The sequence below is a fragment of the Candidatus Magnetaquiglobus sp. genome, from assembly GCF_058402785.1.
This window is the reverse complement of sequence record NZ_JBZVFG010000019.1, coordinates 1-26,677: the sequence shown is the minus strand read 5'-3', so window position 1 is coordinate 26,677 and position 26,677 is coordinate 1. Positions and strand designations below refer to the sequence as shown.

Sequence of the window (26,677 nt, the reverse complement as noted above, 5' to 3'; positions counted from 1 at the left end):
CGGCCCGCGCCACCACAGAGGCCCGATTCAGCCCCGGCCCGCCCAGCCAGGATGGCTTCACGGGGACGGCAGCAGATTCTCCGGATCCTGGGTGTTGTAGCCGGCTTGATGACCACTGCCGATATGCTGGACACTGAGCCGATCCACCCGATTGCGATCCATGTCCACCACCTCGAAGCGGTAGCCCTCCCAGGTGAAACAGTCCCCGACGCGCGGAATGCGTTCGAGCATGGTCATCGCCAGGCCGGCCAGAGTGTGGTAGCCCCCCTCGTCTTCGAAGGGAAAACGGGTCGAGATGCCGGTCAACTCGCGCAGACGTTCCAGATCCAGCATCCCATCCAGCAGCATGGATCCATCCTCCCGCAGCACCACGGATTGATCCTCGGCGGTGGCGCAGTCCTCCAGTTCGCCGACCATCTCTTGCAGCAGATCGGTCAGGGTCACCGCGCCGGCCACGCCACCGAACTCATCCACCACCAGCACCATACCCATCCGGTTGCGGCGGAAATACTCCAGCAGATGGGTGATGCCGATGGTGGCGGGCACGAAAACCGGGGGGCGGACCAGCGACGCCAGGTCGATGGGCTCGTTCATGAGGGTCTTCTTGAGCAGGCTGGTGCTGTCCAGAACGCCGACCACCTCGTCCAACCCCCCGATGCAGACCGGAAACCGGTTGTGACGGCTTTCGGCGATCCGGCGCAGATTCACGTCCAGATCATCCTGCAAATTCAGCAGATCGATCTCCATGCGCGGGGTCATGATGTCCGAGATGCGCCGGGAGTCCATCTGCAGCACCCGCTTGACCAACAACTGCTCGTGCTCCTCGAAGACCCCGGCCTCGGCTCCCTGGCGCATCAGCACCTGGATCTCCTCCTCGGTCACCGGCGGTTCATCGCGGTGATGAAGCTTCAACAGGCGCAGCAACCCCTCGGTGGTCATGGAAAGCAGCCGGATGAACGGCGCGGCGACGCGGGAGAGCCAGTACATGGGTTTGGCCACGAAAATGGCCAGGGATTCGGGATGGTGCTGGGCCAGACGTTTGGGCAGCAACTCCCCCAGGATCAGGGAGACGAAGGTGATCGACACGACGATGATCACCAGTCCCGCCTCGGTGGCGTGGGCGCCGATCAGGGGCAACGGTTCCAGCCACGGGATCAGGCTCTTGAGAAAGACCGCCTCGCCGTAGGCGCCGCTGAGGATGCCGATGGTGGTGATGCCCACCTGAATGGTGGCCAGGAAACGGCTGGGATCGTTGCCAAGCGACAACGCGATACGCGCGCCGCTGGACCCCGCATCGGCCAATTGTTGCAGGCGAACCTTGCGAGAGGAGATCACGGCCATCTCCGCCAGGGAGAACAGGCCGTTGAGGAGAACCATCGACAGCAGGATGAACAGTTCCATCGAATCCAAGGATCCAGAGGCAGGTCTCGACGGGGGCCTCGAAACCAAACGGCTCGCGTCGATGTTCCGGAATCCGAACGATCGACGCACCCTCCTGGCACCCTGTCACTTCCAGGCAAGCGTTTGCAGCGATTGGCCGGGGGAGCGCCGGTTGATCCGGGCGGACATCCGTAACGATCCAGCCGGGGATCACGTTACCACATCCCCCCGCGGATGTCATTTCCAAAGAGCGCCGGTGACTGGCATGATGGGGAGAGTCCCCTCATGCAAATCATCAGGAAGCCTTGGTCATACGGAATCCCGCCGCACCGGGATGGCACTCAATCCCGCAGCGCCGACTGGCCGAACTTCACGAAGGGCGGACGCACGGCGCGGGCATTCAGGCGCCGTCCGCGCAGCTCCACCTGACAGGCCGCGCCGGGTTGCAGCCGGGGATCCACCACCGCCAATGCGATCCCGCGCTCCAGAGTCGGCGAATAACCGCCGCTGGTGATCTCGCCGACCACCTCGCCATCGAGAAAAACCGGCAGATGGTCGCGCAACACCCCCTTGTCGATCAACAGAATGCCGATCCGTTTGCGCAACGTCGGATCGTGCCGCAGAGGCTCGAGCACCTGCCGACCGGAGAAGATCCGGTTCTCCGGCTCCCAGGCGATGGTCCAGCCGAGACCACGCTCCAGGGGATTGCTCTTGCTGTCCATGTCGTGTCCATGCAGATTCAGTCCCGCCTCCAGACGCAGGGTGTCGCGGGCGCCGAGTCCCACCGGGGCCACGCCCGCGGCCAGCAGCCGATCCCACGCGGCGCCCGCCTCGCCCAGCGGCAGGATCAACTCGAAGCCATCCTCGCCGGTGTAGCCGGTGCGTGCCACGCGCCGCCCCTCCTCTTCGAGAATGTGGAACGACGGCAGCGCGGCGGCCCGTTCGGCCATCTCCGGAGGGAGCGCATCCGCCAGATGCCGAACCGCCTCCGGACCTTGCAGCGCCAGAATGGCCAGATCGGTCCGCTCGGTCACCGTGACGTTGTGGGCCGGAGCGTGGATGCGGATCCAGGCCAGATCCTTCTCGCGGTTGCCGGCGTTGATCACCAGCATGAAGTGATCCGAACGCAACCGATAGGCGATCAGATCATCGGTCACCCCGCCCCGTTCGTTGAGCAGCAGACCGTATTGACCCGCCCCATCGGTCAGCCGGCCCGGATCACAGGCCAGCAGCCAGCGGGTCAACCCCGACACGTCGCCGCCGGTCAGATCCACCACCCCCATGTGCGACACGTCGAACACCCCGCAGGCGCGACGCACCGCGTGGTGCTCGGCGATCTGCGAGCCGTAGTCCAGGGGCATTTCCCAGCCGGCGAAGGGCGCCATGCGCGCCGCCAGTCCAACGTGTCGATCGTGCAGGATGGTCTTATGCATCTTTACTCACCTCGTCGAGTCGCTTGAGTTGCCGCAATAAAGCTTCGAGCTGGCCAAAAGGAACCATGTTGGGTCCGTCGCACGGAGCGAGGTCCGGATCCGGATGGGTCTCCAAAAAAAGCGCCGCCACCCCGACCGCCACGGCGGCCCTGGCCAAGGCGGCCACGAAACGGCGCTCCCCACCCGAGGAGGCGCCCTTGCCACCCGGTTTCTGCACCGAATGGGTGGCATCGAAAACCACCGGAGTGCCCGCCTCGCCGAGGATCTCCAGGGCGCGCATGTCCACCACCAGATCGCCGTATCCAAAGGCAAAGCCCCGTTCGCACACCAGTATCCGGTCGTTGCCGGTGGCCCGAGCCTTCTCCACCACCCGCGCCATGTCGGCTGGGGCCAGGAACTGCCCCTTTTTGATGTTCACCGGACATCCGGCCCGGGCCGCGGCCTGGATCAGATCGGTCTGACGGCACAGAAAAGCCGGGGTCTGGAGCATGTCCACCACGGCGGCGACCGGTTCGGCCTGCTCCGGGGTGTGGATGTCGGTGACCACCGGCACGCCGAACTCCATCCGCACCGCCTCCAGAACCCGCAACCCCTCTTCCAAACCCGGCCCCCGAAACCCGTCGGAAGAGGTGCGGTTGGCCTTGTCGAAGGATGCCTTGTAGATCCACGGCACCCCGACCCGATGCACGATCGCCTGGATCTCTTTCGCGGTGGCGAAGGCGAACTCCCGCCGTGCGGCGAAATCCCCGCCTTCGAGCACGCAGGGTCCGGCGATCACCCCCAGGGGCCGTCGGTTGCCGAGGGTGAAGGGGCCCACCTGGACCTCACGCACGGGGGTGGACATGGCCTCACCCCTTCCGATTGGCCAGCGACGCCTTGATGAAGGCCGCGAACAGCGGATGGGGCGAACGCGGGCGCGACTTGAACTCCGGATGGTACTGGCAGGCGACGAAATAGGGATGATCGGCCATTTCGATCACCTCGACCAACTCCCCGTCCGGGCTGGTACCGGAGATCACCAGACCGGCCTCGACGAGCCGTTCCCGGTAGTTGTTGTTGAACTCGTAGCGGTGTCGATGCCGTTCGGAGATCTCCAGGTGGCCATAGGCCCGCGCCGCCTGGCTGCCCGACACCAGCTGGCAGGGATAAGCGCCGAGACGCATGCTGCCCCCCTTGTCCACCTCCGAGTCGCGACGTTGCACCTCGACCCCGCTCTTCCATTCGGTGAGCAGGGCGATCACCGGATGCGGGGTGTGATCCGAGAACTCCGAGGAGTAGGCCCCTTCCAGTCCGGCGACGTTGCGGGCGAACTCCACCACCGCCATCTGCATGCCCAGGCAGATGCCGAAATAAGGCACCTTGCGTTCACGGGCGTAGCGCACCGCGCGGATCTTCCCCTCGGCCCCCCGTTCGCCGAAGCCGCCCGGCACCAGGATCCCATCCAATCCGCTCAATTGCGCGCTCGGATCGTCCTGGGAGATCTCGTCGGCGTTGACCCAGCGCAGCGAGACGCGGCAGTCGTTGGCGATGCCACCGTGGGTGAGCGCCTCGACCAGGGATTTGTAGGCATCCTTGAGTTCCACGTACTTGCCGACGATGCCGATGGTGGTCTTGTGGCTCGGGTTGACGATCTTCTCCAGCACCACTTCCCAGTCGTCCATGCGGTGTTCCGAACCGCGCAGGTTCAAGAACTGGAGCGTCTTGCGGGCCAACCCTTCCAGATGGAGCGCGAACGGAACCCGGTAGATCGACTCCTGATCCTGACAGTTGATCACCGCGTCCGGATCGACGTTGCAGAACAGGCCGATCTTTTTGCGCACCGAGGCGTTGATCTCCCGATCGGTGCGACAGATCAGAATGTCCGGCTGGATGCCGATGGCCCTCAACTCCTTCACCGAGTGTTGCGTGGGCTTGGTTTTGAGTTCGCCGGAGGTGGGGATGTAGGGCAGGAGCGTCAGGTGGATGAACAGGGTGTTCTCCCGTCCCAGATCGATGCGCAACTGACGGATCGCCTCGAGAAACGGCAGGGATTCGATGTCACCCACCGTGCCGCCGATCTCGATGATGGCGATGTTGTTGCCACGCGCCACATCCAGGATCACCTCCTTGATGGCATCGGTGATGTGCGGGATCACCTGCACCGTCGAGCCCAGATAGTCGCCGCGACGCTCCTTGCGGATCACCTGCTGGTAGATGCGACCGGTGGTGAAGTTGTTGGCCTGGCTCATCGGGATATCGAGGAACCGTTCGTAGTGGCCGAGATCCAGATCGGTCTCCGCGCCATCGTCGGTGACGAACACCTCGCCGTGCTGGAACGGGCTCATGGTGCCCGGATCGACGTTGATGTAGGGGTCGAGTTTCTGGATGGTCACCGAGTAGCCACGCGCCTGGAGCAGGCTGCCGAGGGAGGCGGCGGCCAATCCCTTGCCCAGGGAGGAGACCACACCACCGGTAACAAAGATGAATTTGGCCATGTCGTGCTTTCGATCCGTTCTGATGGATGGGATTCAGGCCCCTCACCCCCCGTGCCGAGGCGCGGAAGAGGGCATCGGAGGCCATGCTCCGTGCGTTGACCGGGCTTTGGCCCGGTTCGATTTTCCGTCACTATATACCACTTCACCCGCCCAGGTATACGCTTCGTTACACGCGGGGTTGACAATCCCGCTTCTGTACTTTCGTTCACACGCGGCGAAGCGGTTGGCGCTCCCGTCCCGGCCAACCTCACGGGCGGGCGTTCGACGCCAGAAACGAGCCGACGCGTTCCTCGGCCTCCCCTTCCGGATTCTCCGTCGCCTCGAGCCAGTGGATGCGGACTCCCTGGCGTTCCATGCGCCGGAACCAGGTCTCCTGGCGTTTGGCGAACTGACGGATCGCCTGCACCAGTTGTGTTTCGCACGCCTCGCGGGTCAGGATGCCGCGCACGAACCGGGTGACGAAACGGTACTCCAATCCCATGCCGTCCAGGGTCTCCTCCGGGACGCCCGCCGCCAGCAACCCTTCCACCTCTTCGATCATCCCCTCTTGCAATCTCCGATGCAACCGTTCGGCGATCCGTTCGCGCAGGACCGACCGCTCCCAACGCAAACCGAGCACCAGAAAATCCGCCTCGGGCATGGTGACCACGGGCGCCGTATCGTTTCGGCTCGCCAGGGCGATCTCGATGGCGCGTATCGTCCGGTCGCGGCTTTCAAGGTCGGTGGTGTTGTGTTGCTCCGGTTTCAAGGCGAGCAGGCGCGCGGTGAGTTCGTCGTCCGAGAGTGCGTGCCATTCGGCCCGTTGGCGAGGATCGACGCGTGCCGGGGCCAGACGGTAGCCGCGAAGGATCGACTCCAGGTAAAGGCCGGTCCCGCCGGCAAGAATCGGCAGGCGACCTCGGGCCAGGATCTCCGGGATGCGCGCCAGGCAGAGTTGTTGAAAACGGAACAGGTTGAACCCGTCGCCCGGATCGGCCACGTCGATCAGATGGTGGGGAATGGTGCCGTATTCGTCGAGATCCTTGCCCGTGCCGATATCCAGGCCGCGGTAGACCTGACGGGAGTCGGCGGAGAGGATTTCACCGTCGAAGCGGTGGGCCAGGCGTACCGCCAGACGGGTCTTGCCGGAAGCGGTCGGACCGAGGATGACGAGGATCTTCACCTCGTCACCTTGTCCCGTTCTGGATCGTCAACGGGACAGATGGCGCCGTCGCCAGCAAAACGAGAACTGGCTTCACATTCCGGATCCAACGGAGAGATCAAACGCTCTTCAGACCAACCGCCCTTCAAAATTCCACAATGATGCGGTTCACCTGGAATGTTATCCCGCTTCCATTCCTTGAGCGCTTGCGGTTCATCCACGTTCACAATCCACCTCATTCGTCCAGAATCCTTTTGCGACGGATCAAGGTATCGGTACGGCCCCAATCCGGATCACTGCCGAGCTGGTGCTTCAACTCATCAACAGGAACCGGTCGTCAAACCAAACCATCCCCGCCTAACGCCACCCCTCACCCCGCCGGGGGGGATAATCCCCCACCTCCCCGGACAACTTCACCCCCCCACCCCACGCCTGGCCGACCCACGCCTGGCCGCCACCGCCTCCACCCCAAACCCGACCGCATCCAACCGCGCCACCAAGTGCATCACCGTCGGCTTCACAACCCGGACCCCACGCGGCATCGGCATCCCGGCAATCGCATGCACCTCCACCTCGCTCAATCCCGCCTCGGCCATGCGCGTCACCGCCTCATGCCGCAGATCCCCAAACGCGCACCCCTTCAACCGCGCCTGCACCACCGCCGAACGAAACGCCTTGTCGATCGCCAGCGGACGCCGGATCCCCAACGCGCCCATGGAGCCGAAAAACAACAACGTCTCCCCCTCCGGACGCTCCGGATAATCCAACACCTCCCGGAACACCCCAACCAGAACGCGCGTCAACGGCACCTGCCGCATCGGACGACTCAACACCCTGGGAACGGTGACAATCCGCGCCGCCAAATCCACATCCGCGATCCGCAACCGCAAAATCTCCTCCTTGCTCATCCCGGTCTGCAAGGCAATCCTCGCGATCCACCCCAACATCGGCGTGGGACGCCGGTCACAGGCGGCCAACAAACGGGCCAACTCACCGGGTTTGAACGCGCGCTCGCGCTCCAATGCCGCCCGCGTCGGCACCACCCCACCCACCGGATTGCCCTCCAGCGCAACCCCCCAACGCTCGACCGCCACCTCGAACAACTCACGCAACAGGTCCAGATCGCCCTGCACAATCGCGGCGGAAGCCTCGCGCAAACGGGCATCACGATAACCGCTCACATCCAGGGCGGTGATCTCTCCAAGGGGATGCTCACCCAGACGGGCGGCGATCTGACCAGCCTTGCGCCGCTCACGGGCATGCTGGGTGGGGGATTTGTGAACCGAAATCTGCTCCAGATAACGGACCAGGGCCGCCTTCAGGAGGGTCTCCCCGGAAAACGACGCTTGCGAACCGCTCATCGGAATCAGTGCGCCGCGACGACCGGCGACAATCCGTGATAGAGAAGCGTGGTGAGATGGGTGGCAACCCGCTCGACATCCTCATGCTCGGGCAGGGCCCCCGGCAGTCGCCTGCGGATCGGAGCCAGCTGGAAATGGGAGAGAACCACGCCCAGAATGGTGAAAAAGAGCAGAACCGTATCCGTGCCGCCACGGGAGAGCAACACCAGGGTGTCCGTGCTGCCTTCGTAAACCGGCAGAAAAACCCGATCCAACAACAGCCGCAAACGCTGCTCGTCGGCATCGGAGAGTTCACGCTGCAACAGAGAGCGCAAGATCACATCCCCACCGAAAATCTCGATCCAGAAGGTGATCAGCTGTCGCAACCGTTCCTCGGGATGATCCTCGGCGCGCAAGGACTCGGAAAGGGTATCCACCTTGTCGGCGAAGGCGTATTCCAAGGCCTTGAAGTAGAGGGTCTCCTTGCCGGAGAAGTGGTTGTAGAGCGCGGCTGCGGTGATGCCGACGGTCTGGGCGATGTCCCGCATGGCCACACCGTTGTATCCGCGCGCTGCAAACAACGGCAGGGATGCCTCCAGGATTTTGACCGCGGTCTTGGAATAGCCGGTTCTGTTCATATCAAACCGTAATTGCGGATCTTTTCCAACAACGCGGCCCGACGGATCGGTTTGCCGAGATACGCGTTGCAACCGCCCTGGTCAAAGGAACGAATGATCGAATCCAGGGTATCCAATGCCGAGGTCATGATCACCACCGCCTCGTCGTTGGAAGAGACCCGATGGCTCTTTTCCAGCGCCCGGATGGCCAGAACCGCCTCCTGACCGTCCATTTCCGGCATCATGATGTCCATGCACACCAGTTGGAAGGGCTCCCGTTTTTCCAGGGCGACCTTGAAAGCCTCCACGGCCTCGATGCCGTTGCCGACCTCATGGCAGGCCCCATGCTCGGCGAGAATCGTATTGAGAATCACCCGGCTGTTGACATCGTCATCGGCAATCAGGATTTTCACGGCAGTCCTTGATTTCGGTAATGATGGATGGAACAAAGATTTTCAACCGTGACGCGAAAACCTTTCACCCGGAACTCTTGTCGCCCGATATGGGTACGAGGGCACGATCATTCCGCGTTCAGGAGTTTTTCGCATGCTATCCATATATCCGATTCCGGCGTTCTTGCGCAACCATTCACGCCATCCATGGATAAAAAACAGCGCGCAAATGGCGGATCTCTTCTGGCGCGCGATTTTTCCAAGATTGGTGACCCTGCTCATTCCGGCGCTGGTGGCCAGCACGGCGGTGATCATCTGGTTGACCAGCCGGGGTGCGCCCATGCCGTCCGGGGTGGTGACGAGCGAGGCGCCGCGCGGGTTGAAACCAAGCGCCGGAGCCGCACTGGAGACGCAACGTCCACTCCAGGTGATCGCGGGGGATCCCACCTTCGCACCCGCCGTGGAGTCGCTCGAAGAGCTGTTCGCCAGTCACCTGACCGACACCCAGGAACCCGAACCCGATGGTCTGCCGGTCACCAACACCGACGGCAAGGCGCTCTCCCCGATGGAGGTGCATGTCAACGAAACCCTGCTCGAATCCCTCGACCCCTATCTGATGAACCGCGAACAGTTGACGATTTTCGCCTCGGCCATTCCCACCGGCTATCCGGTTCCCTTTCAGGGGATCAACAGTCCGTTCGGTTTCCGCATGCATCCCACCCATCAGGAGACCCGCTTTCATCCCGGCGTGGATCTGAAGGCGCCGATGAACACGCCGATCACCGCCACGGCGGACGGCGTGGTGGAGTTTGCCGGGGTGGACAATGGACGACTCGGGCTCAACGGACTGGGGCAGGTGGTGAGTCTGCACCACAATTTCGGTTTCCGGACCACATTTAGCCATCTGAACAAGATTCACGTCAAGGCCGGGGATTTCGTCCGCAAGGGGGATCTGGTCGGTCTGACCGGTCAAAGCGGGATCGTCACCGCGCCCCACCTGCATTACGAAGTGCGCTTCATCCACCAGTATCTCAACCCGGCGCCGTTCCTCTCCTGGACCGCCGAGCACCACGAACGACTCTTCAAGGAGAAGAGCATCCAATGGGTGGCACTGCTCGACCAGATCGGCACCCGCCCCTCCTCCGCCTCACGCCATCTGGCCCGCGCCGAACCACCCCCCAAACCGACCCCATCCCAAGCCAACGGGCATGCCTCGACATCCGGCGAACTCCATTTCGCTCCGACCCTGATCACGGAGCGCCATCTCTCCAAACCTCTGGAGTCGCGATAAGCCGCGTCAAACCTTCCCGCCGCCCGCCAGAGGTCAAGCGACACGAACAATTGCCCCCCTGGCGACAGAAAGAATGGCCCCCTCCCGGTTACGCTGGTTGATGGTCGGTCGCCAGAAGCCCGGTCTTCAGCAAGCCGGAACGTCGTTTCTCTCGAAATCGGTCGTTCCCCCCACGGATCGTGACCACATGGCTGAGGCGAAACGTCGTCTTTCTGAGTTCTCCGAGCGATTTGCCAAGACGGCAGCCCAAGCTGTCGCCTGCATTGAGGCAGGCTTCACCGATACGGTGGCGGTCATGGCCTTGCCGGAAAAATACCGACATCGGCTCCGAAGCACCAACATGCAGGAACGCCTCAATGAGAAGATTCGCCGCCGCGAGCGAGTCATTCGCATTTTCCCGAACGACGCTTCAGCCTTGCGCCTGACAGGTGCCTTGCTGGCTGAACAGAACGAAGTCTGGCAGGAAAGGCGGTACTTGGACATGGACGAATTCGCGGAGTGGGCCGCTGCACACACCGCCACCGGCGAGGGCCACAACGTTGTTGCCCTCGCCGGTTGAAAGACCAAGCCGGACTGAAGGGAATTTACAGCATTTATTGGACTTGACTGTAGGGTGCGCAGTTTTTGGGTCACCTGCCAAAAAAAAACGGCCTCTCAGGGATGCGGACGTTGAGAGACCTGTTCCAAGGGAAATGGCCGGATTTTATGAAAATGCCCTGACCGATGCCCACTGCCATCATACGGTGGCGGTGGGGTGGACTGAATATCACTAAAGATTTTACTTTGTACGCTTCGTCCATGGCAGATCCCGCAGTGCCATTGCGATGTATCGGGACACAGGCAATATCCGCAGGATCGAGGCGATCACTCATGAAGGGTAACAGCGATCAGAATCCCGCCTGTCGCAGCGTATGATGTTCCACCGGCGTCCAGATCAGGCCCAGGCGCGGACTCCACTGGTCGATGGTCCAGCTGGTCTTATTGAAGACATTTGTAACTTGAACATTGTGGAAATTATGGGTGATAATATAGCGCAATGCCCCAAAAGCCGTCGGGCTATGGACAGGTTGTCCATTCTCATGCAAGAGCCCCATCACCACTCGTTGGATGGGATCGGTTGAATCGATCTGCTCCACCATTTCGCCAACCCCTAACTCATTAACAGGGGTGGGGGGATACATGCAACAAGACACAACGGATGAGACGATTCTTTCGCCCCTGCTGGAGTTATTCCGCGCGCGTGAAGCGTTGGGGGGTGGGCGCGGGTTGAGCATGCCGGGGGACGGGGAGATCACTCTGACGTTCGCCGGGTCCGCAGCGGTCATCCCTCTGCCGGATGCTTCCTATCTGTTGCAGGGGGAGTATGCCCGCGACGGGTATGATCTGATCATCGTCAGCCCCGATGGCGGAGTGGTCCGCATCGTCGGCTATTTCGCCGCCTCCCACCCGCCGGCGTTGGGGATCGCCAGTGGGGCGGCGTTGGATTTTGAGACGGTCAAGGCACTCGCCGTGGCCGACAACGGTCCGGTGTTGGTGGCCGGTCCCGGTGCCCCTGTCGGCGGTGAGCCCGGGGAGCCGATCGGGCAGGCTTCGGCCCTGGTGGGGATGGTGGAGGCGCGCGGCACCGATGGGGTGGTGCGTACCCTGACCGAGGGGGATGCGATCCTCAAGGGGGACCAGCTGCGCACCGGCGAGGGGAGCCTGGCCAAGCTGGTGATGCGCGACGGCACCGTCATGCAACTCGGCGAGTCGGCCCGTGCCCTGGTCGAGGATTTCGTCTATCAACCCGAGGCCGGTCAGGGAAAGTTCGCGGCCACGGTGTTGACCGGTTCGTTTCGTTATGCCAGCGGTGAACTGGCGAAACTGAACACGGGCAAACATACACTGATCAAAACCCCCACCGCCGAGATCGGGGTGCGCGGCAGTGAACTGCTCGGCGAGGTGATCGCCGATGGCAGCACCACGATCGTCCACAACGCCGGCATTCTCGACATCTCGGATGTACTCGGGCGCGGCGTGGTGACCCTGCTGCAGCCCGGCACCGCCACCGCGGTCCACTTCGGACGTGGGGCTCCGGATCCGGTCTTCAAGGCCCCGGATACCCTGTTGAAAAGACTCGAAGGGCAGGTCTCGGATCAGGCCGTCACCCGCGCCAAGGAGCTGGAACGGCAGTACAAGGATGATCCGCTCAAAGCCATCGATCCGCACGACGCCTCCCCGACCGACAAGCACGATGCGCCCACCACGCCCGCCGACGGCCCACGCTCGGAGGTGCCGTGGAACGAACTCCAGACCCTGTTGAAAAAGGGTGGCGCCTATGCGGTCGCCGAGAACAGCATCGCCGCCGTCACCCGGGTCGATGCGGGTGGTCTGGGGTATGGGGCCAACGGTGTGTCGTTCGTGCTCGACAACCTGCTCTACACCCTGACCCGCGATGAACTGTTCGTGGCGCGAGCCAACCGTGCCCCCTCCCTGGCCCCGATCGCGGACCAGACGGTCCACGAAAAGAATACCTTCGCCCTCACCCTGCCGAAAGTCACCGATCCGGACGGGGATCCGGTCACCTTGAACGTCACCCGTCTGGGCGGTGGGGCGCTGCCCGACTGGTTGCGCTTCGATCCCGCGACCGGTCAGTTCACCGGTACGCCGGGCAACCGTGACGTGGGTGCCATCACCCTGGATGTGCGCGCCTCGGACAGCCCCCCGGCGGGCTCGCCCCCCCAGACCACCCATCAACTGTTCACCCTGACCATCGCCAATGTCAACGACGCGCCGACCCTGACCCATGCGGTAGCGGCGACCGCCACGCTGGCCGAACGCACGGTCCTGTTGAAAAAGATCAGCGGCGACACGCTGCCCTACGGCGCCAACGGGGAGCTGTTCGCCTTCAAGGTGCCGACCGGGACCTTCGCGGATGCCGATCTGGCCGTGGATCCCCTCGAAACCCTCACCCTGTCGGCCCGACTGCTGGATGCCAGCGGCAATCCGCTCCCCTGGCCGGCCTGGATGCAGTTCGATGCCGCCACCGGCATCCTCACGGTCAACGGGGTGGGCGACACCCACATCGGCAGTTACACGCTTGAGGTCACGGCCACGGACCGGTCCGGAGCGCGCGTGGCAGACACCTTCCTGATCGCCGTGCGCGGCGAGGATGCGCCGTTTTCGCTGGTGCAACAGGGCTTTTTCATCGACAGCCCGGTGGCCGGACTGCACTACACCTCGGGCGGCATCTCCGGGGTGACCGACAGCCAGGGAGGATTTTTCTACCAGCCGGGCAGCAAGGTGATCTTCACGCTGGGCGGGCTGGTGCTGGGCGAGGTGGCAACCCAAGAGGTGAGCAGCGCGGCGGTGGTGGTGACCCCGCTTACCCTGGCCATCGACACCACGGGCACGACCGACGAGAACCGGGTCACCAACACCTTGCGGTTGTTGCAGACCCTGGACGCGGACGGCGATCCGGACAACGGCATCACCATCTCCGCTGCGGTGGTCGAGCGGGCGGGCGATCTGGTGATCGACTTGTCGCAGCCGACCGGTACCTTTGCCGGGAACACCGCATTGCAAGCCTTTCTCACCGATGCCCACATCGGCGAACTGGTGAGCGAGACAGCGGCCCGCCAACATTTTGAAGACACCCTGGCAAAAGGGATCGATCTGCCGACCGCCGGTCTGGCGCGCCTGCTGGCCACCCAGGATCAGCCGTTTCAGGCGGTGATTCCGGCCACGCTGTTCGTGGATCCGCACGGGGATGCGCTCTCTTTCACCGCGACGTTGGCCGATGGCGCGGCGTTGCCCGACTGGCTCGTCTTCGATGCGGCCTCCTTGACCTTCTCCGGCACGCCGCAGGCCCTGGATGTGGGTACGCGGATCGTGCGGATCGAGGCGCGCAATCAACTGGATCAGGGGGGGATCAAGGAGTTCGAACTCAAGATCGCCAACGTCAACGATGCACCGCGGGTGACGGGTCTGCCCACCGGGACGATCGCCCTGGCCGGACGGAGTTTCGTGCAGGTCGTACCCGAAGGGGTGATCCCCGATGCCGACGTGACCATGAATACCGGCGACCGGCTCACCGTGACCGCATCCCTGGCCGATGGCACCCCCCTGCCCGCGTGGCTGGCCTTCGATGCTGCGACCCGCTCCTTCTCCGGCACAGCGCCTGAGGGGGAGATCGGCAAGCAGTACAGCATTACCCTCACCGCGACCGATCTGGCCGGCGCCTCGGCGCAAGGCACCTTCGATCTCACCGTGCGCTCCCCGAACCAGGCGCCGTTTGCCGGGACGATCGCCGACCTCATCACCGACGAGCACGCGCCGTTTTCCTTCATCCTGCCGGAGGGGAGCTTCACCGATCCGGATGCAGGGGATACCCTGCATTACGGGGCCACGGGTGTTGGCGGCGCGGCGCTGCCCGCGTGGCTGACCTTCGACGCGGCCACGCGCACCTTCTCCGGCACGCCGGGACAGACAGAGGCAGGGAGCCTCGCCCTGACCGTCACCGCCACCGACAGCGGTGGTTTGCGCGCGGCCAGCAGTTTTACCCTCACGGTGGCCAACGTCAATGACGCCCCGCAAGCGACCGGCACCCTGACCGATCCCGTGGCGCACGGCGGGAAACCGTTTCTGTTCACCTTGCCGGCTGGGCTCTTCACCGATCCGGATCCGGGTGACACCCTGACCTTGTTGGCCTCCGGGATCGATGGCGCTCCCTTGCCGGGGTGGCTCATCTTTGATGCCGAAAGTCGCACCTTGGCCGGCACGGCCCCGGATGGGGCGGATGCGCGCATCGTCGTGCGCGTCACCGCGACCGATGCCCTGGGTGCCTCCTCCGCGATCGATTTTGCGATCGATCTGGTTGCCACCAATCACGATCCGGTGGTCGATCTTGGCAAAAAACCGGTCTGGACCATCACCGAGGAGCGGGCGTTCGATCTGGCGCTGCCGGTGGATCTGTTCACCGACGCCGATACCGGGCAGAAGCTCACCTTCAAGGCCGACCGCCCGGATGGTTCCTCTTTACCCGACTGGCTCCATTTCGATGGGGCGACCGATCGTTTCACCGGGCTTCTGGCCGATTACACCACCAACCAACTGAACGTCCGCGTCACGGCGACGGATGATGCCGGAGGGACGGGCGCGATCGCCTTTGCGATCCGCCTGGAGAGTGTCAACGATGCGCCAACGCTGCTTGCGCCAGTTCCCAACGATTTCCCCAATCAGGGGGTGTTGTTCAAACTCGATCTGTCGTCAAGCTTCGGCGATGTCGATCCGGATGACCGGCTGAGCGGAGCGGTCACCCTCTCGAATGGCAGCGCGCTGCCCGACTGGTTGAGCTTCGATACCGCCAGTTGGACGCTTTCCGGCACGCCGGGGACCGGCGATGTGGGGAAACTGTTGAACCTGCGGGTCACGGCCACCGATCTGGCCGGGATGAGCGCGTCGGATCTCTTCCTGCTGCTGGTCACGCCACCCAACACGCCACCGCGTCTGGCCGTGTCGTTATCCGACCAGGTGATCCTCCAGGATCAGCCGTTGTTGTGGCAGGTGCCGGAGACCGCCTTCGCCGATGCCGATGCCGGGGACCGTTTGACCCTGAGCGCCACCCTCTCCGGGGATGCGCCGCTGCCGGGCTGGTTGAAGTTCGATGCCACGACCCGTTCCTTTTACGGCACGCCGGGCAATGGGGATGTGGGGACGCTTGAGGTCAAGGTGACAGCCACGGACAGCCGTCAGGCGTGGGTGTCGGACAGTTTTTCATGGACCGTCACCGATCGCAACGACGCCCCGCAACTGCTCCAACCGCTCGATGACGTGATTGCCCAGATCGATCGCCCCTTTGAGCTGGCCCTGGCGCGCGGCATATTCGCGGATCCGGATGTCGGCGATCGCATCGACCTGGAGGCCACGCTCTCCGGCGGGGAGGCGTTGCCGGACTGGTTGCATTTCGATGCGTCCAGCCGCACCTTCACCGCCATGCCGACAGCGGATCATCTGGGGGCCTTTGGCATCACGGTGACGGCGCGCGATACCGGGGGCGGGAGCGCCTCGGATCTCTTTGTGCTGGCGGTGACCCGACCGAATCACGCACCGACGCTTGACGCCACACGGCTGATCAATCGGAACGTCAATCAGGATCAAAGATTCTATTTCGCCATCGATGCCGCCGCTTTCACCGATTCCGACGCGGATGCGCTGACCTTTGCCGCCTCCCGGCTCTCCGACGGGACGGCGTTGCCGACCTGGCTCCATTTCGACCCGGCGACCCGGAGTTTCACCGGTCAGGCGGGTAACGCCCAGGTGGGGGATCTGGCGATCAAGTTGCAGGCGCGCGACGGGCGCGGAGGAGAGGTGAACGGCTCGTTCACGCTGCATGTGGCCGATGTGAACGACGCACCGCGCCTGGTGCACGGCTTCGGGGATCAGACGATCGAGGAGGAGGATCCCTTCTCCTGGACCCTGCCCGACGGGATGTTCGCCGACCCGGACCAGAACGACCCCCTCTCCTTGAGCCTCACGTTGGCAACGGGTGAGAAAGTGCCGGATTGGTTGCAGTTCGATGCCGCGACCAGGACGCTCTTTTCCACCGGTGCGGCGGTGAATGCCGGCTCGCGGGCGGTGCGGGTCACGGCCAGCGACGCGGCGGGACTCAAGGCATCGGATCTGTTCGTGGTCAACGTGCTGGCCAAAAACCACGCGCCGACCGTCAACCAGGCGATCAGTCGTCAGCAGGTGGCCCAGGATCAGGTCTTTTTTCACACGCTACCCACCACCACCTTCCAGGATGTGGATGGCGCGGATCGTCTCAGTTTGAGCGCGCGGCGCACGGATGGATCCGATCTGCCCGCCTGGCTGGCCTTCGACGCGGCCACCGGCACCTTTTTCGCCCGTCCGGGCAACGACCAGGTGGGGAACCTCTGGATCCGGGTGACCGCCGAGGATAGCCGTGGCGCGCGCGTCTCGAACGATTTCGAACTGGTGGTGGCCAATGTCAACGACGCCCCCCTGCTCCAGCAGAGCCTGACCCACCAATACGCCGATTTCGGCGCGGATTTTTATTTCGCCAGTCCGTCCTCCCTGTTTCTAGATCCGGATCACGATCCGCTCCATTACGAGGCGACGCGCATCGGCGGCGGGCCTCTGCCCGACTGGTTGCACTTCGATGGCGCGATCGGGGTGTTCACCTCGACCCGGCAACCGACCGAAGCCGATGCCGGCACCTCGACCATCCGCCTGACCGCACTCGACCCCTCCGGGGCGTCGGTGACGACCCTCTTCAACCTGACGGTCACCCATCCGAATCACGCCCCCGAGACGACGCGTGGCCTGGAGACGCTGAACACCCGCCAGGGCCAGGAGTTTTTGGGCGTGCTGCCGACGGGTCTGTTTACCGACGTGGATGCCGAGGATACGCTCACCCTGTCGGCCACGCTCGCCGATGGTGCGGCGCTGCCCGACTGGTTGCACTTCGATGCCGCCACCCAAAGTTTGAGCGGGCGATCCGACAACGCGGCGGTGGGGGAGTGGACGGTGCGGGTGACGGCCAGCGATCCGCGCGGGGCGAGCGCCTCGGCGGATTGGCGCGTGGTGGTGGCCAACGTCAACGATGCGCCGCTGGTCACCCTGCCGCTGGTCGACCAGAAGCTTGACACCGGTGCCGCGCTCGCGTTGAATCTCGGCGCGGAGCACTTCCGCGACATCGACGCGGACGATCATCTCACCTACACCCTGACGGCGAGCGGTGGGGGCACGCTGCCCGGCTGGATCGGATTCGATCCGACGACCGGGCTTCTCACCGGCACGCCGGAGACCGCAGGGGTCTACGATCTGCGCGTCACCGCCTCGGACGGTCAGGCGCAGGTGACCCAGGGGGTTCGACTGACGATCGTCCAGCCGAACCGCGCCCCCCAGGTGACCACCACGCTTGCCACCCGGCAGGCCACGGAGGAGAGCCCCTTCGGTTTCCATCTGCCGGGTGGTCTCTTCAGCGACCCGGACGGCACCACCGGCCTGAGGCTCACCGCCTCCACCCTGGCGGGAGACGCGCTTCCCGACTGGCTCACCTTCGACGCCCGCACCGGACTCTTCTCCGGCACGCCCGGCAATGGCGATGTGGGCCGGTTGACCATCCGCGTCACCGCCACCGATGCCGAGCGGGCATCGGTCTCAACCTCGTTTTCCATCGAGGTGGCCAACCTCAACGATGCGCCCGAGCTGGCCCATCCCCTGGCCGACCAACACGCTTACGCCGAACGGCTCTTCCGCCTGACGCTGCCCGAAGCCACCTTCACCGACATCGACGGTGACGCGCTCACCTGGCGGCTCACCAATCTCGACAACCCCACCGCACCCTTGCCGGCATGGCTCTCCTTCGATGCCGCCACCCGCACCCTCTCCGGCATGCCGACCCCAAGCGATGCCGGTGTGGTCAGCAACTTCAAGATCACCGCCACCGATCCCTCCGGGTTGAGCGCCGCGGATGCCTTCCGGATCACGCTCCACAGTCCGAACCTCGCGCCCGTATTGATCTTGCCGCTGCCCGACCTGACCGTCACCCAGGATCAGCCGCTCCTGGTGACGATCCCGGAGGAGAGCTTCACCGACTCCTCCGACGACCTGCTGACCCTTTCGGTCACGCAGGCGGGCGGCAACGTGTCGCTGCCGGGCTGGCTGCACTTCGACGCCGAAACGCGCACCCTCTCGGGCACACCCGACAACGCGGCGGTCGGCAGCTTCCAGCTCAACATCACGGCCACCGATCTGGCGGGCGACTCGACCTCGGCGACCATCACCCTGACGGTCGCCAACCTCAACGACACCCCGACCCTCGACCATCCGCTCATCGATCAAAAGGCGATCGCCGGTCACGCCTTCGTGTTCACCCTGCCGGCCAACACCTTCTCCGATATCGATGTCGGCGACCGTCTGAACTATTCGGTCGGCAACCTGACGCCCAACACCGCCCTTCCGGCGTGACTGCACTTCGATGCCGCCACCGGCCAATTCAGCGGCACGCCGACCCTCGACGACCTCGGCACCACCTATATGAAGGTGACCGCCACCGACACCTCCGTCGCGCACGCCTCGGTGTCGGATGTGTTCACGCTGCAAGTGGTCAAGAGCCTCTCCGGCACGCTGCTGGACAGCGAGGTGGCCGGGGTCACCTTCACCACAGCCACCCAGAGCGGCGAGACCGGCACGGACGGGGTGTTCCAGTTCAACCCCGGCGAAACGGTCACCTTCTCCATCGGCGACATCGTGCTGGGAGAGACCATGGGCGGCGCGACCGTCACCCCGCTCGATCTGGCCGGTCACGGCGACTGGAACGCCACCACCAACCTGTTGCGTCTCCTCCAGACCCTGGATGCCGATCACAACCCGGAGAACGGCATCGCCATCTCCGCGGCGGCCAGGCAGGCCGCTGCCGGCGTCACCCTGGATTTCCATGCCGACATCGCCGCCTTCGCGACCCAGACCGCGCTGACCCAATATCTCAACGCCGCCACCGGACAAACCACCCTGGTGACCACCGAGGCGGCCTGGAACCACTTCCAGACCACCCTGATCCGCGTGGCGGCCAACTCCGGTGACGGGGTGCTCTCCACCTCGTCGGGCAACCCGACCGCGCTCGAAAACCAACCCTTCGCCCACCGTCTGCCGATCACGGAGCTGTTCGGGGAGTTGGATCGCCCCAGCCTGACCATCGCACCGCTGCTGGATGCCCAATTGCCGGAGTGGCTGACCTTCGATGCGGAGACCGGCACCCTCGCCGGCACCCCGGACAACGGCGATGTGGGGGTGCTCGCGCTCAAAGTGACCGCCCAATCCGGGGAGCGGATCGAATCGCGGGTGCTCCATGTCACGGTGGCCAACCTCAACGACGCGCCCACGCGCGTTCCCGCCGGAACCACGGAGCTGACCGCAGTCAAGGACCAGGGATTCACGACGTTCGTCGCGCCCCTTTTCGCCGATATCGATGCCGGGGATCATCTGAGCTACAGCCTCTCGGCCATGCGGGGGACGCTGCCCGACTGGCTCACCTTTGACGCCTCGACCGGCACCCTGACCGGCCAGCCGATTGCCGAGGATCTCGCCGGCATCGATCTCAAACTCACCGCCACCGACCGGGCCGGCGCCCAGGCCTCGACGCTCCTGCATCTGAATGTGGTGGATCCCAACCAGGCCCCACAACTCACGGCGACCCTCGACAGCCTCGCCGCCACCCAGGATGCGCCGTTTCTGTTCGCCCTGGACGGGCTGTTCACCGATCCGGAAGGGGATGAGCTGAGCCTGTCGCTCGCTTCGCTGGAAAAGGATGGGGATCTGCCCGGCTGGCTCTCCTTCGACGCCGACACCCTGACCCTCTCCGGCACCCCCGGCAACGCCGATGTTGGCACCGTGACCCTCTCCGTCACCGCCAGCGATGGTTCGGGCAAAAGCAGCTCGGTGCCGTTCACCATGGTGGTGAACAATCTCAACGACGCCCCGCGGCTCGTCCAGGCGCCCGCCGCCCAGAGCGCCACCGAGGATCACCCCTTCCGCTTCGCGCTCCCCGCCGACACCTTTGCCGATCCGGACGCAGACGATCACCGGACCCTCACCGTCACCCGCGCCGATGGCACGGCACTGCCCGATTGGCTGCACTTCGATCCGACCACCGGCATCTTCACCGGCACGCCCGGCATCACCGATCGCGGCACGCTCGCCCTGCGCATCACCGCCACGGACGATGGCACGTTCAATCCCACATCCGGCTCGCGCGACAATCCTTTGAGCGTCTCGACCGGCTGGCAACTGACGGTCGAGGGGGTCAATCACGCCCCACGGCTCAACACCACGGCCTTTCCGGGCGATCGAAGCATCACGCAGGATCAATCCTTCGCGCTCACCCTGCCGGTCGATGCCTTCACCGATGCGGATTCGGGCACAACGCTCACCTACACGGTCGCGGGCCTGAAAGAGCCCCTGCCGGACTGGCTGCGTTTCGATGCCGCCACCCGCACCCTCTCCGGCAAGCCGGGCAACGCCGAGGTGGGACTCTACGGCCTGCGGGTCACCGTGGATGATGGCGCGGGCGGTTCGGACTCCGGGAGTTTCAACCTCACGGTGGTCAACGTCAACGACGCCCCGCGTCTGAACACGCCGCTCGCCGACCAGACCCTCGCCATGAACCACAAGTTCACGCTGCAGGTGCCGGAGAGCGCCTTCACCGATGTCGATGTGGGCGATCGCCTGACCCACACCGCCACCCTGACCGATGGCGGCAATCTGCCGGCATGGCTCACCTTTGATGCCGCCACCCGCACCTTCGTGGGCACACCGATCGGGATCCCCGGCAACCTGGAGATCAAACTCACCGCCAAGGATCTTTCCGGTGCCACCGCCAGCCAGCTCGTCACCTTCCGGGTCATCGACACCAACAACGCACCGTTGCTGCTGTTGACCGAGGCCCAGGTCAAACAGGGCGCCATCGAGGATCAGCTCTTCCAGTTCCAGCTCCCCGCGAGCAGCTTTGCCGACCCCGACGGGGATCCCCTGACCCTCTCGGCTGCCGGTCTTCCCGCATGGCTCTCGTTCGACGCGGCCACCGGCACCTTCTCCGGCACGCCGGATAACACGTTTGCCGGCAAGAGCCAAACCGTCAAGCTGACCGTCACCGATCCGGGTGGCAAAACCAACTCGCAGAGTCTGCAGATCTCGGTGGCCAACAGCGAGGATGCCCCGATCCTGGCCAAGGCGCTGCCGGACCTGTCGGTCTCCACCGGTCAGCCGTTCCGCTTCCAGATGGATGGCGCCACGTTTGTCGATGTCGATCCGGGCGATCGCCTCACCCTGACCGCAACCCAGTTGAATGGCGAGCGACTGCCCGACTGGCTGGCCTTCGACGCGGCTACGCGCAGCTTCTCCGGCGCGCCAACCCGCGCCCAGTCCGGCACCTATGCCATCAAGCTCACCGCCACCGATCAGGCGGGGGTTGCCGTGAGCGACAGTTTCGATCTGACGGTGAATCTCGCCAACAGCGCGCCGACCCTGGCCACCCCCCTGGTCAATCAGAGCGTGGTCCAGGATGGCAGCCTGCTCTACACCGTACCGGTCAACGCCTTCCAGGATGTGGACCTGTCCGCGGGCGACACCCTGCGCTACAGCGCCACCCTGCTTTCAGGCGGAGCGTTGCCCGCATGGCTCACCTTCGACGCCGACACCCGCACCTTCTCCGGCACGCCGCGCAACGCCGATGTGGGGGCGATTCAGGTCAAGGTGGTGGCCAGCGACGCCCTGAAGACGACTGCCGCCGGTGCGTTCACCCTCGAAGTCGCCAACCTCAACGACGCCCCCACCGTCGTCGCGCCGGTGGCCGATCAGACCGGGTTTTTGGGGAGTTCGTTCCGCTTCGTGCTGCCGGAGAACAGCTTCACCGACATCGACGCGGGCGACAAACTCACCTACACCCTCACCCGGCTGGATGGCACGGCCCTGCCGGGATGGCTGAAATTCGATGCCGCCAGCCGCACCCTGGTGGGCAAACCGGATGCATTGGGTTCGCTGGGCCTCAAGTTGACCGCCACCGATGCGGCCCATGCCACGGCCTCGACCCTCTTCAATCTGGAGATCAAGGATCCCAACCACGCCCCGAAGAGCGATGCCGCGTTGCTGCCGGCGCAACTGACCGTCCAGCAGGGGGCCACACTTCTGTATACCCTGAATGCCAGTCTCTTCACCGATGTCGATGGCGATGCGTTGAAGCTCTCCCTGTCGCCCACCGGCAACAAGGCGCTGCCCGCCTGGCTCTCCTTCGATGCCGACACCCGGACGTTAAGCGGCAAACCGGGCAATGCCGATGTCGGCACCACGCCGGTCAAGATCAGCGCCGTCGATCCCTATGGCAAAAGCGCCTCGGTGTCGCTGGTGTTGAAGGTCGAAAACCTCAACGACGCGCCGGTCATCGCCCGTCCGATCGCCGATCAACAGATCCAGGAGGATGCGCCGTTCCGGCTGACGCTCCCGACCAACACCTTCACCGATCCGGATAGCGGCGACAGACTCACCCTCTCGGCCACCGGCCTGCCCGCCTGGCTGACCTTCGACGCCACGAGCGGAACCTTTTCCGGCACGCCGGGGGCTGGCACGCGGGATGTCCACACGGTGCGGGTCACCGCCACCGACAAGGCGGGCGCGACCATCTCCGACACCTTTGACTTGAACGTCCTGGGGGTCAACCACGCCCCGACGCTCAACCCCGCGCAGCCTTTGACCGACCGGTCGATCGACCAGGACAAGGCCCTGGCGTTCACCCTGCCGGCAGAGACTTTTCTCGATGTCGATCCGGGCACGACCCTGACCTACACCGCCACCGGCCTGAACGGCGCACTGCCCGCCTGGTTGCGTTTCGACGGCGCGACGCGCACCTTCTCCGGCACGCCGGGCAAGCATGATGTGGCCGATGTAGCCGTCAAAATGACCGCCACGGATGGCGCTCAGGCCAGTGTGTCGGCGAATTTCACCGTGCATGTGGTCGATATCAACGATGCACCGACCTTCGTCACCGCCGTCGGTGCGCAGAACGCCTACCGGAATCAACCGTTTCGTCTCAATCTGGGCAGCAATGCGGTTTCCGATCCGGATGCCGGGGAGCGCATCACCCTTTCGGCCACCCTCAACGATGCGACCGGCGGCAAACTGCCGGCCTGGCTCACCTTCGATCCGGAGACGCGCACCTTCTCCGGCACCCCGGCCCTGGCCGACATCGGCGCCTTCACCGTGCGTCTTTCGGCCAGCGACAGCCACGGCGCCACGACCAGCCAGATCTTCACGGTCACGGTCGCAGACACCAACCATGCCCCGGTGGTGGCCACCACCCTGAGCGATCAGACGGTTGCGGAGAAATCGGCCCTGCGCCATGCCGTGGCCGCCGGCTTCTCCGATCCGGACGCGCTCGACACCCTCACCTTGACCGCAACCGCGTTGAGTGGCGCCCTGCCCGGTTGGCTCAAGTTCGATGCCCAGGGGGGGATTTTCTACGGCACGCCCGGCAACGAGGATGCCGGCAAAACCACGGCCATCAAGGTGACCGCCAGCGACGCGGATGGCAAGGCGATCTCGCAGATCTTTCAGATCAAGGTGGAGAATGTCAACGACGCCCCGATTCTGGTCACGCCCCTGCCGGACCGCATCGTGGAGAGCGGCAAGAGCTTCAGCTTCCATGCGAGCGCCGAGGCGTTCCGGGATGTCGATGTCGGCGATCGCTTGAGTTACACCGCCACCCTGGCCGATGGCACGCAACTGCCGGGTTGGCTCACCTTCGACGGGGCGACGCGCAGCTTCTCCGGTGCGCCCACCGCGGCCAACGCCGGCCTCCATACGATCCGGGTGACCGCCAGCGATGGTCTGACCACGGTGGACGACAGTTTCGATCTGACCGTCAAACTGGTCAACACCGCCCCGGTGCTGGCCGGCACCCTGACCAATCAAACCATTGCCCAGGAGGGGACGTTCTCTTATCAACTCCCGGCCAATCTCTTCACCGACGCCGATCTGGGCGATCTCCTCACGTTGAGCGCCACCACCCTATCGGGCGGTGCATTGCCCGGCTGGTTGAAGTTCGATGCCGCCACCCGCACCTTTTATGGCACGCCGCACGCTGCCGATGTGGCCACAACGCAGATCAAGGTGCTCGCCACCGATCTTCAGAAGGCCACCGCCGCCGGGAGCTTCACCCTGACGGTGAGCGATATCAACGATGCCCCGACTCTTGCCGCGCCACTGGCCGGCCAGAACGCCTATCTGGGCCAGAGTTTTCGTTTTCAGCTCCCTGCGGGGAGTTTCACCGATCCGGATGCGGGCGACTCTCTCACCTTCTCCGCAACCCTGCCGACCGGGGCGAGCTGGCTGAGTTTCGACGCCGCCAGCCGCACCTTCACCGGTCGCCCGATGACAGAGGGCGATCTGGGGAGTTTCACGATCGGCCTGCAGGCCAAGGACTCCGGCAATCTCACGGCGCAGGCCACCTTCACCCTGAATATCACCAATCCGAACGTGGCCCCGGTGGTGCAAAACCCGCTGCAGGCGCAAACCATCGGCGAGGATCAACCGTTCAGCTTCCAGGTGCCGGCCAACACCTTCCTGGATGCCAACCCGACCGACACCCTGCAGTTCAAATTCATCCGCATGGATGGGAGCGCGCTGCCCGCCTGGCTGACCGCCGACAACACCACCGGGAGCCTGATCGGCACGCCGCGCAACGCGGATGTGGGGAATCTCACCATCAAGGTGACCGCCAGCGATGGCCGGGGTGGCACGGTCGCGGATTTCTTTGCGCTGACCATCCTCAACAGCAACGATGCGCCTCTGCTCCAGGGGACGCTCAACCAGGCGACGGTGCTCGAAGGACAAAAAATGCTCCATCGCCTGCCGGCCTCCACCTTCACGGATGAGGATGTCGGGGATGCGTTGAGCTACACGGCCACCCTCGCCAATGGCGCGGCATTGCCGGGTTGGCTCACCTTCAACGCCACGGATCTCTCCCTGACCGGCACCCCGGCGCATGCCGATGCCGGAACGCTCGCGGTGCGCATCACCGCCTGGGACTTGAGCGGGGCCACCGCCTCGGGTCAGTTCGATCTGACCGTGACCGCGCTCAACCACGCCCCGACCGTGGGGGTGGCGCTGGTCAATCAACATGTCGATCAGGACCGACCGTTCCAATACACGCTGCCGGCAAACGCTTTCACGGATGGGGATGGGGATACGCTGGGCTATCAGGTCGCCACGTTAAGCGGGGACGGCACCCTGCCGGGATGGTTGACCTTCGATGCCGCCAGCGCCACCTTCTCCGGCACGCCGGGGAATGCGGCGGTGGGCGCGCTCGATCTGCGCATCACGGCTGCCGATCCGGCGGGCCTGACCGCCAGCACCGTGCTCCATCTGACGGTCAACAACACCAACGACGCACCTCAGCTAGTGAGGCCGCTCGCCGACGCCAATGCCTACCGCGGCCAAAGCTTCGCGTTGACGACCGCCTCGGCCTTCCGGGAGATCGACGCGGGCGATATGCTGAGCTTCTCGGCCACCAGGAGCGATGGCACGGCGCTGCCGACCTGGCTGAGCTTCAGCCCGACGACCGGGGTGCTCACCGGCATCCCAACCGCCACGGACCTCGGCGCCCTCGGCATCCGGATTGTCGCAACCGACCTGAACGGCGCCAACATCGCCTCCACCTTCACCCTGACCGTCAGCGATCCCAACCGCGCACCGCTGCTCATCCTGACGGTTGCCGATCAGAACGCCACCCAGGATCAGTTTTTCACTTTTCAGATCCCGTCCGCCACCTTCTCCGATCCGGACGCTGGCGATATCCTGACCCTCTCCGCCACGCTCCCCGGTGACGGCGCGCTGCCCGGCTGGCTGACCTTCAACCCGACGACCCACACCCTCTCCGGCACCCCCGGCAACAGTGATGTCGGTCTGCTCTCGATCCTGCTCACCGCCACGGATGGCGGTGGCAAGAAAATCTCGGATCTGTTCGATCTGCGCGTGGCCAATGTCAATGACGCGCCAATCATCACCTCCGGGGCCAGCGCCTCGTTTGTCGAGAACGCGACAGGCACGGTTTATC

The 26,677-nt window shown here is 64.5% G+C and carries 13 protein-coding genes and 1 pseudogene; 4 read left to right on the top strand and 10 right to left on the bottom strand.

What is annotated here, in order from left to right:
* Positions 1–57 precede the first annotated feature (57 nt).
* The 9 genes from ACV4UY_RS08285 to ACV4UY_RS08245 form a co-directional block, all read right to left on the bottom strand.
* Positions 58–1,401 (bottom strand): hemolysin family protein, encoded by a 1,344-nt coding sequence (locus ACV4UY_RS08285; RefSeq protein WP_491607132.1) that lies wholly within the window; start codon positions 1,399–1,401, stop codon positions 58–60.
* 320 nt (positions 1,402–1,721) lie between these two features.
* Positions 1,722–2,813, bottom strand: a complete 1,092-nt coding sequence (gcvT, locus tag ACV4UY_RS08280; protein WP_491607131.1) for a glycine cleavage system aminomethyltransferase GcvT — start codon at positions 2,811–2,813, stop codon at positions 1,722–1,724.
* Positions 2,806–3,657 (bottom strand): 3-deoxy-8-phosphooctulonate synthase, encoded by an 852-nt coding sequence (kdsA, locus tag ACV4UY_RS08275; RefSeq protein WP_491607130.1) that lies wholly within the window; start codon positions 3,655–3,657, stop codon positions 2,806–2,808. Before kdsA ends, gcvT begins: the two co-directional genes overlap by 8 nt.
* A 4-nt stretch (positions 3,658–3,661) precedes the next feature.
* Positions 3,662–5,287 (bottom strand): CTP synthase, encoded by a 1,626-nt coding sequence (gene pyrG / locus ACV4UY_RS08270; RefSeq protein ID WP_491607129.1) that lies wholly within the window; start codon positions 5,285–5,287, stop codon positions 3,662–3,664.
* A 247-nt stretch (positions 5,288–5,534) separates the two neighbouring features.
* On the bottom strand, positions 5,535–6,449 hold the full coding sequence (gene miaA, locus ACV4UY_RS08265; protein WP_491607128.1) for a tRNA (adenosine(37)-N6)-dimethylallyltransferase MiaA: 915 nt from the start codon (positions 6,447–6,449) through the stop codon (positions 5,535–5,537).
* Complete coding sequence (locus ACV4UY_RS08260) at positions 6,446–6,649, bottom strand: hypothetical protein (protein ID WP_491607127.1); 204 nt, start codon at positions 6,647–6,649, stop codon at positions 6,446–6,448. The genes miaA and ACV4UY_RS08260 overlap by 4 nt, the downstream gene beginning before the upstream one ends.
* Positions 6,650–6,841: 192 nt before the next feature.
* Positions 6,842–7,789, bottom strand: coding sequence for a site-specific integrase (locus ACV4UY_RS08255; protein ID WP_491607126.1), 948 nt, complete (start codon positions 7,787–7,789; stop codon positions 6,842–6,844).
* Positions 7,790–7,794: 5 nt separating this feature from the next.
* On the bottom strand, positions 7,795–8,406 hold the full coding sequence (locus ACV4UY_RS08250; protein WP_491607125.1) for a TetR/AcrR family transcriptional regulator: 612 nt from the start codon (positions 8,404–8,406) through the stop codon (positions 7,795–7,797).
* A complete protein-coding gene (locus tag ACV4UY_RS08245) occupies positions 8,403–8,798 on the bottom strand; it encodes a response regulator (protein ID WP_491607124.1) in 396 nt (131 codons plus the stop codon). The genes ACV4UY_RS08250 and ACV4UY_RS08245 overlap by 4 nt, the downstream gene beginning before the upstream one ends.
* A gap of 208 nt (positions 8,799–9,006) precedes the next feature.
* On the opposite strand from ACV4UY_RS08245, the gene ACV4UY_RS08240 reads away from it, so the two are divergent.
* Both ACV4UY_RS08240 and ACV4UY_RS08235 read left to right on the top strand, forming a co-directional pair.
* Positions 9,007–10,068 (top strand): M23 family metallopeptidase, encoded by a 1,062-nt coding sequence (locus ACV4UY_RS08240; protein WP_491607123.1) that lies wholly within the window; start codon positions 9,007–9,009, stop codon positions 10,066–10,068.
* Positions 10,069–10,255: 187 nt separating this feature from the next.
* Positions 10,256–10,627: pseudogene (locus tag ACV4UY_RS08235) on the top strand (transposase); the annotation flags it as partial.
* Between the two features lie 328 nt (positions 10,628–10,955).
* Here ACV4UY_RS08235 and ACV4UY_RS08230 read toward each other — a convergent pair.
* Positions 10,956–11,249: a hypothetical protein gene (locus ACV4UY_RS08230; RefSeq protein ID WP_491607122.1), complete on the bottom strand. Its 294-nt coding sequence runs from the start codon at positions 11,247–11,249 to the stop codon at positions 10,956–10,958.
* Here ACV4UY_RS08230 and ACV4UY_RS08225 point away from each other — a divergent pair.
* Together ACV4UY_RS08225 and ACV4UY_RS08220 are read left to right on the top strand one after the other, a co-directional pair.
* Positions 11,248–19,041 (top strand): putative Ig domain-containing protein, encoded by a 7,794-nt coding sequence (locus ACV4UY_RS08225; RefSeq protein WP_491607121.1) that lies wholly within the window; start codon positions 11,248–11,250, stop codon positions 19,039–19,041. The genes ACV4UY_RS08230 and ACV4UY_RS08225 overlap by 2 nt on opposite strands.
* A 69-nt stretch (positions 19,042–19,110) precedes the next feature.
* Positions 19,111–26,677: putative Ig domain-containing protein (locus ACV4UY_RS08220; protein WP_491607120.1), on the top strand; the 7,567-nt coding region annotated here is incomplete at its 3' end.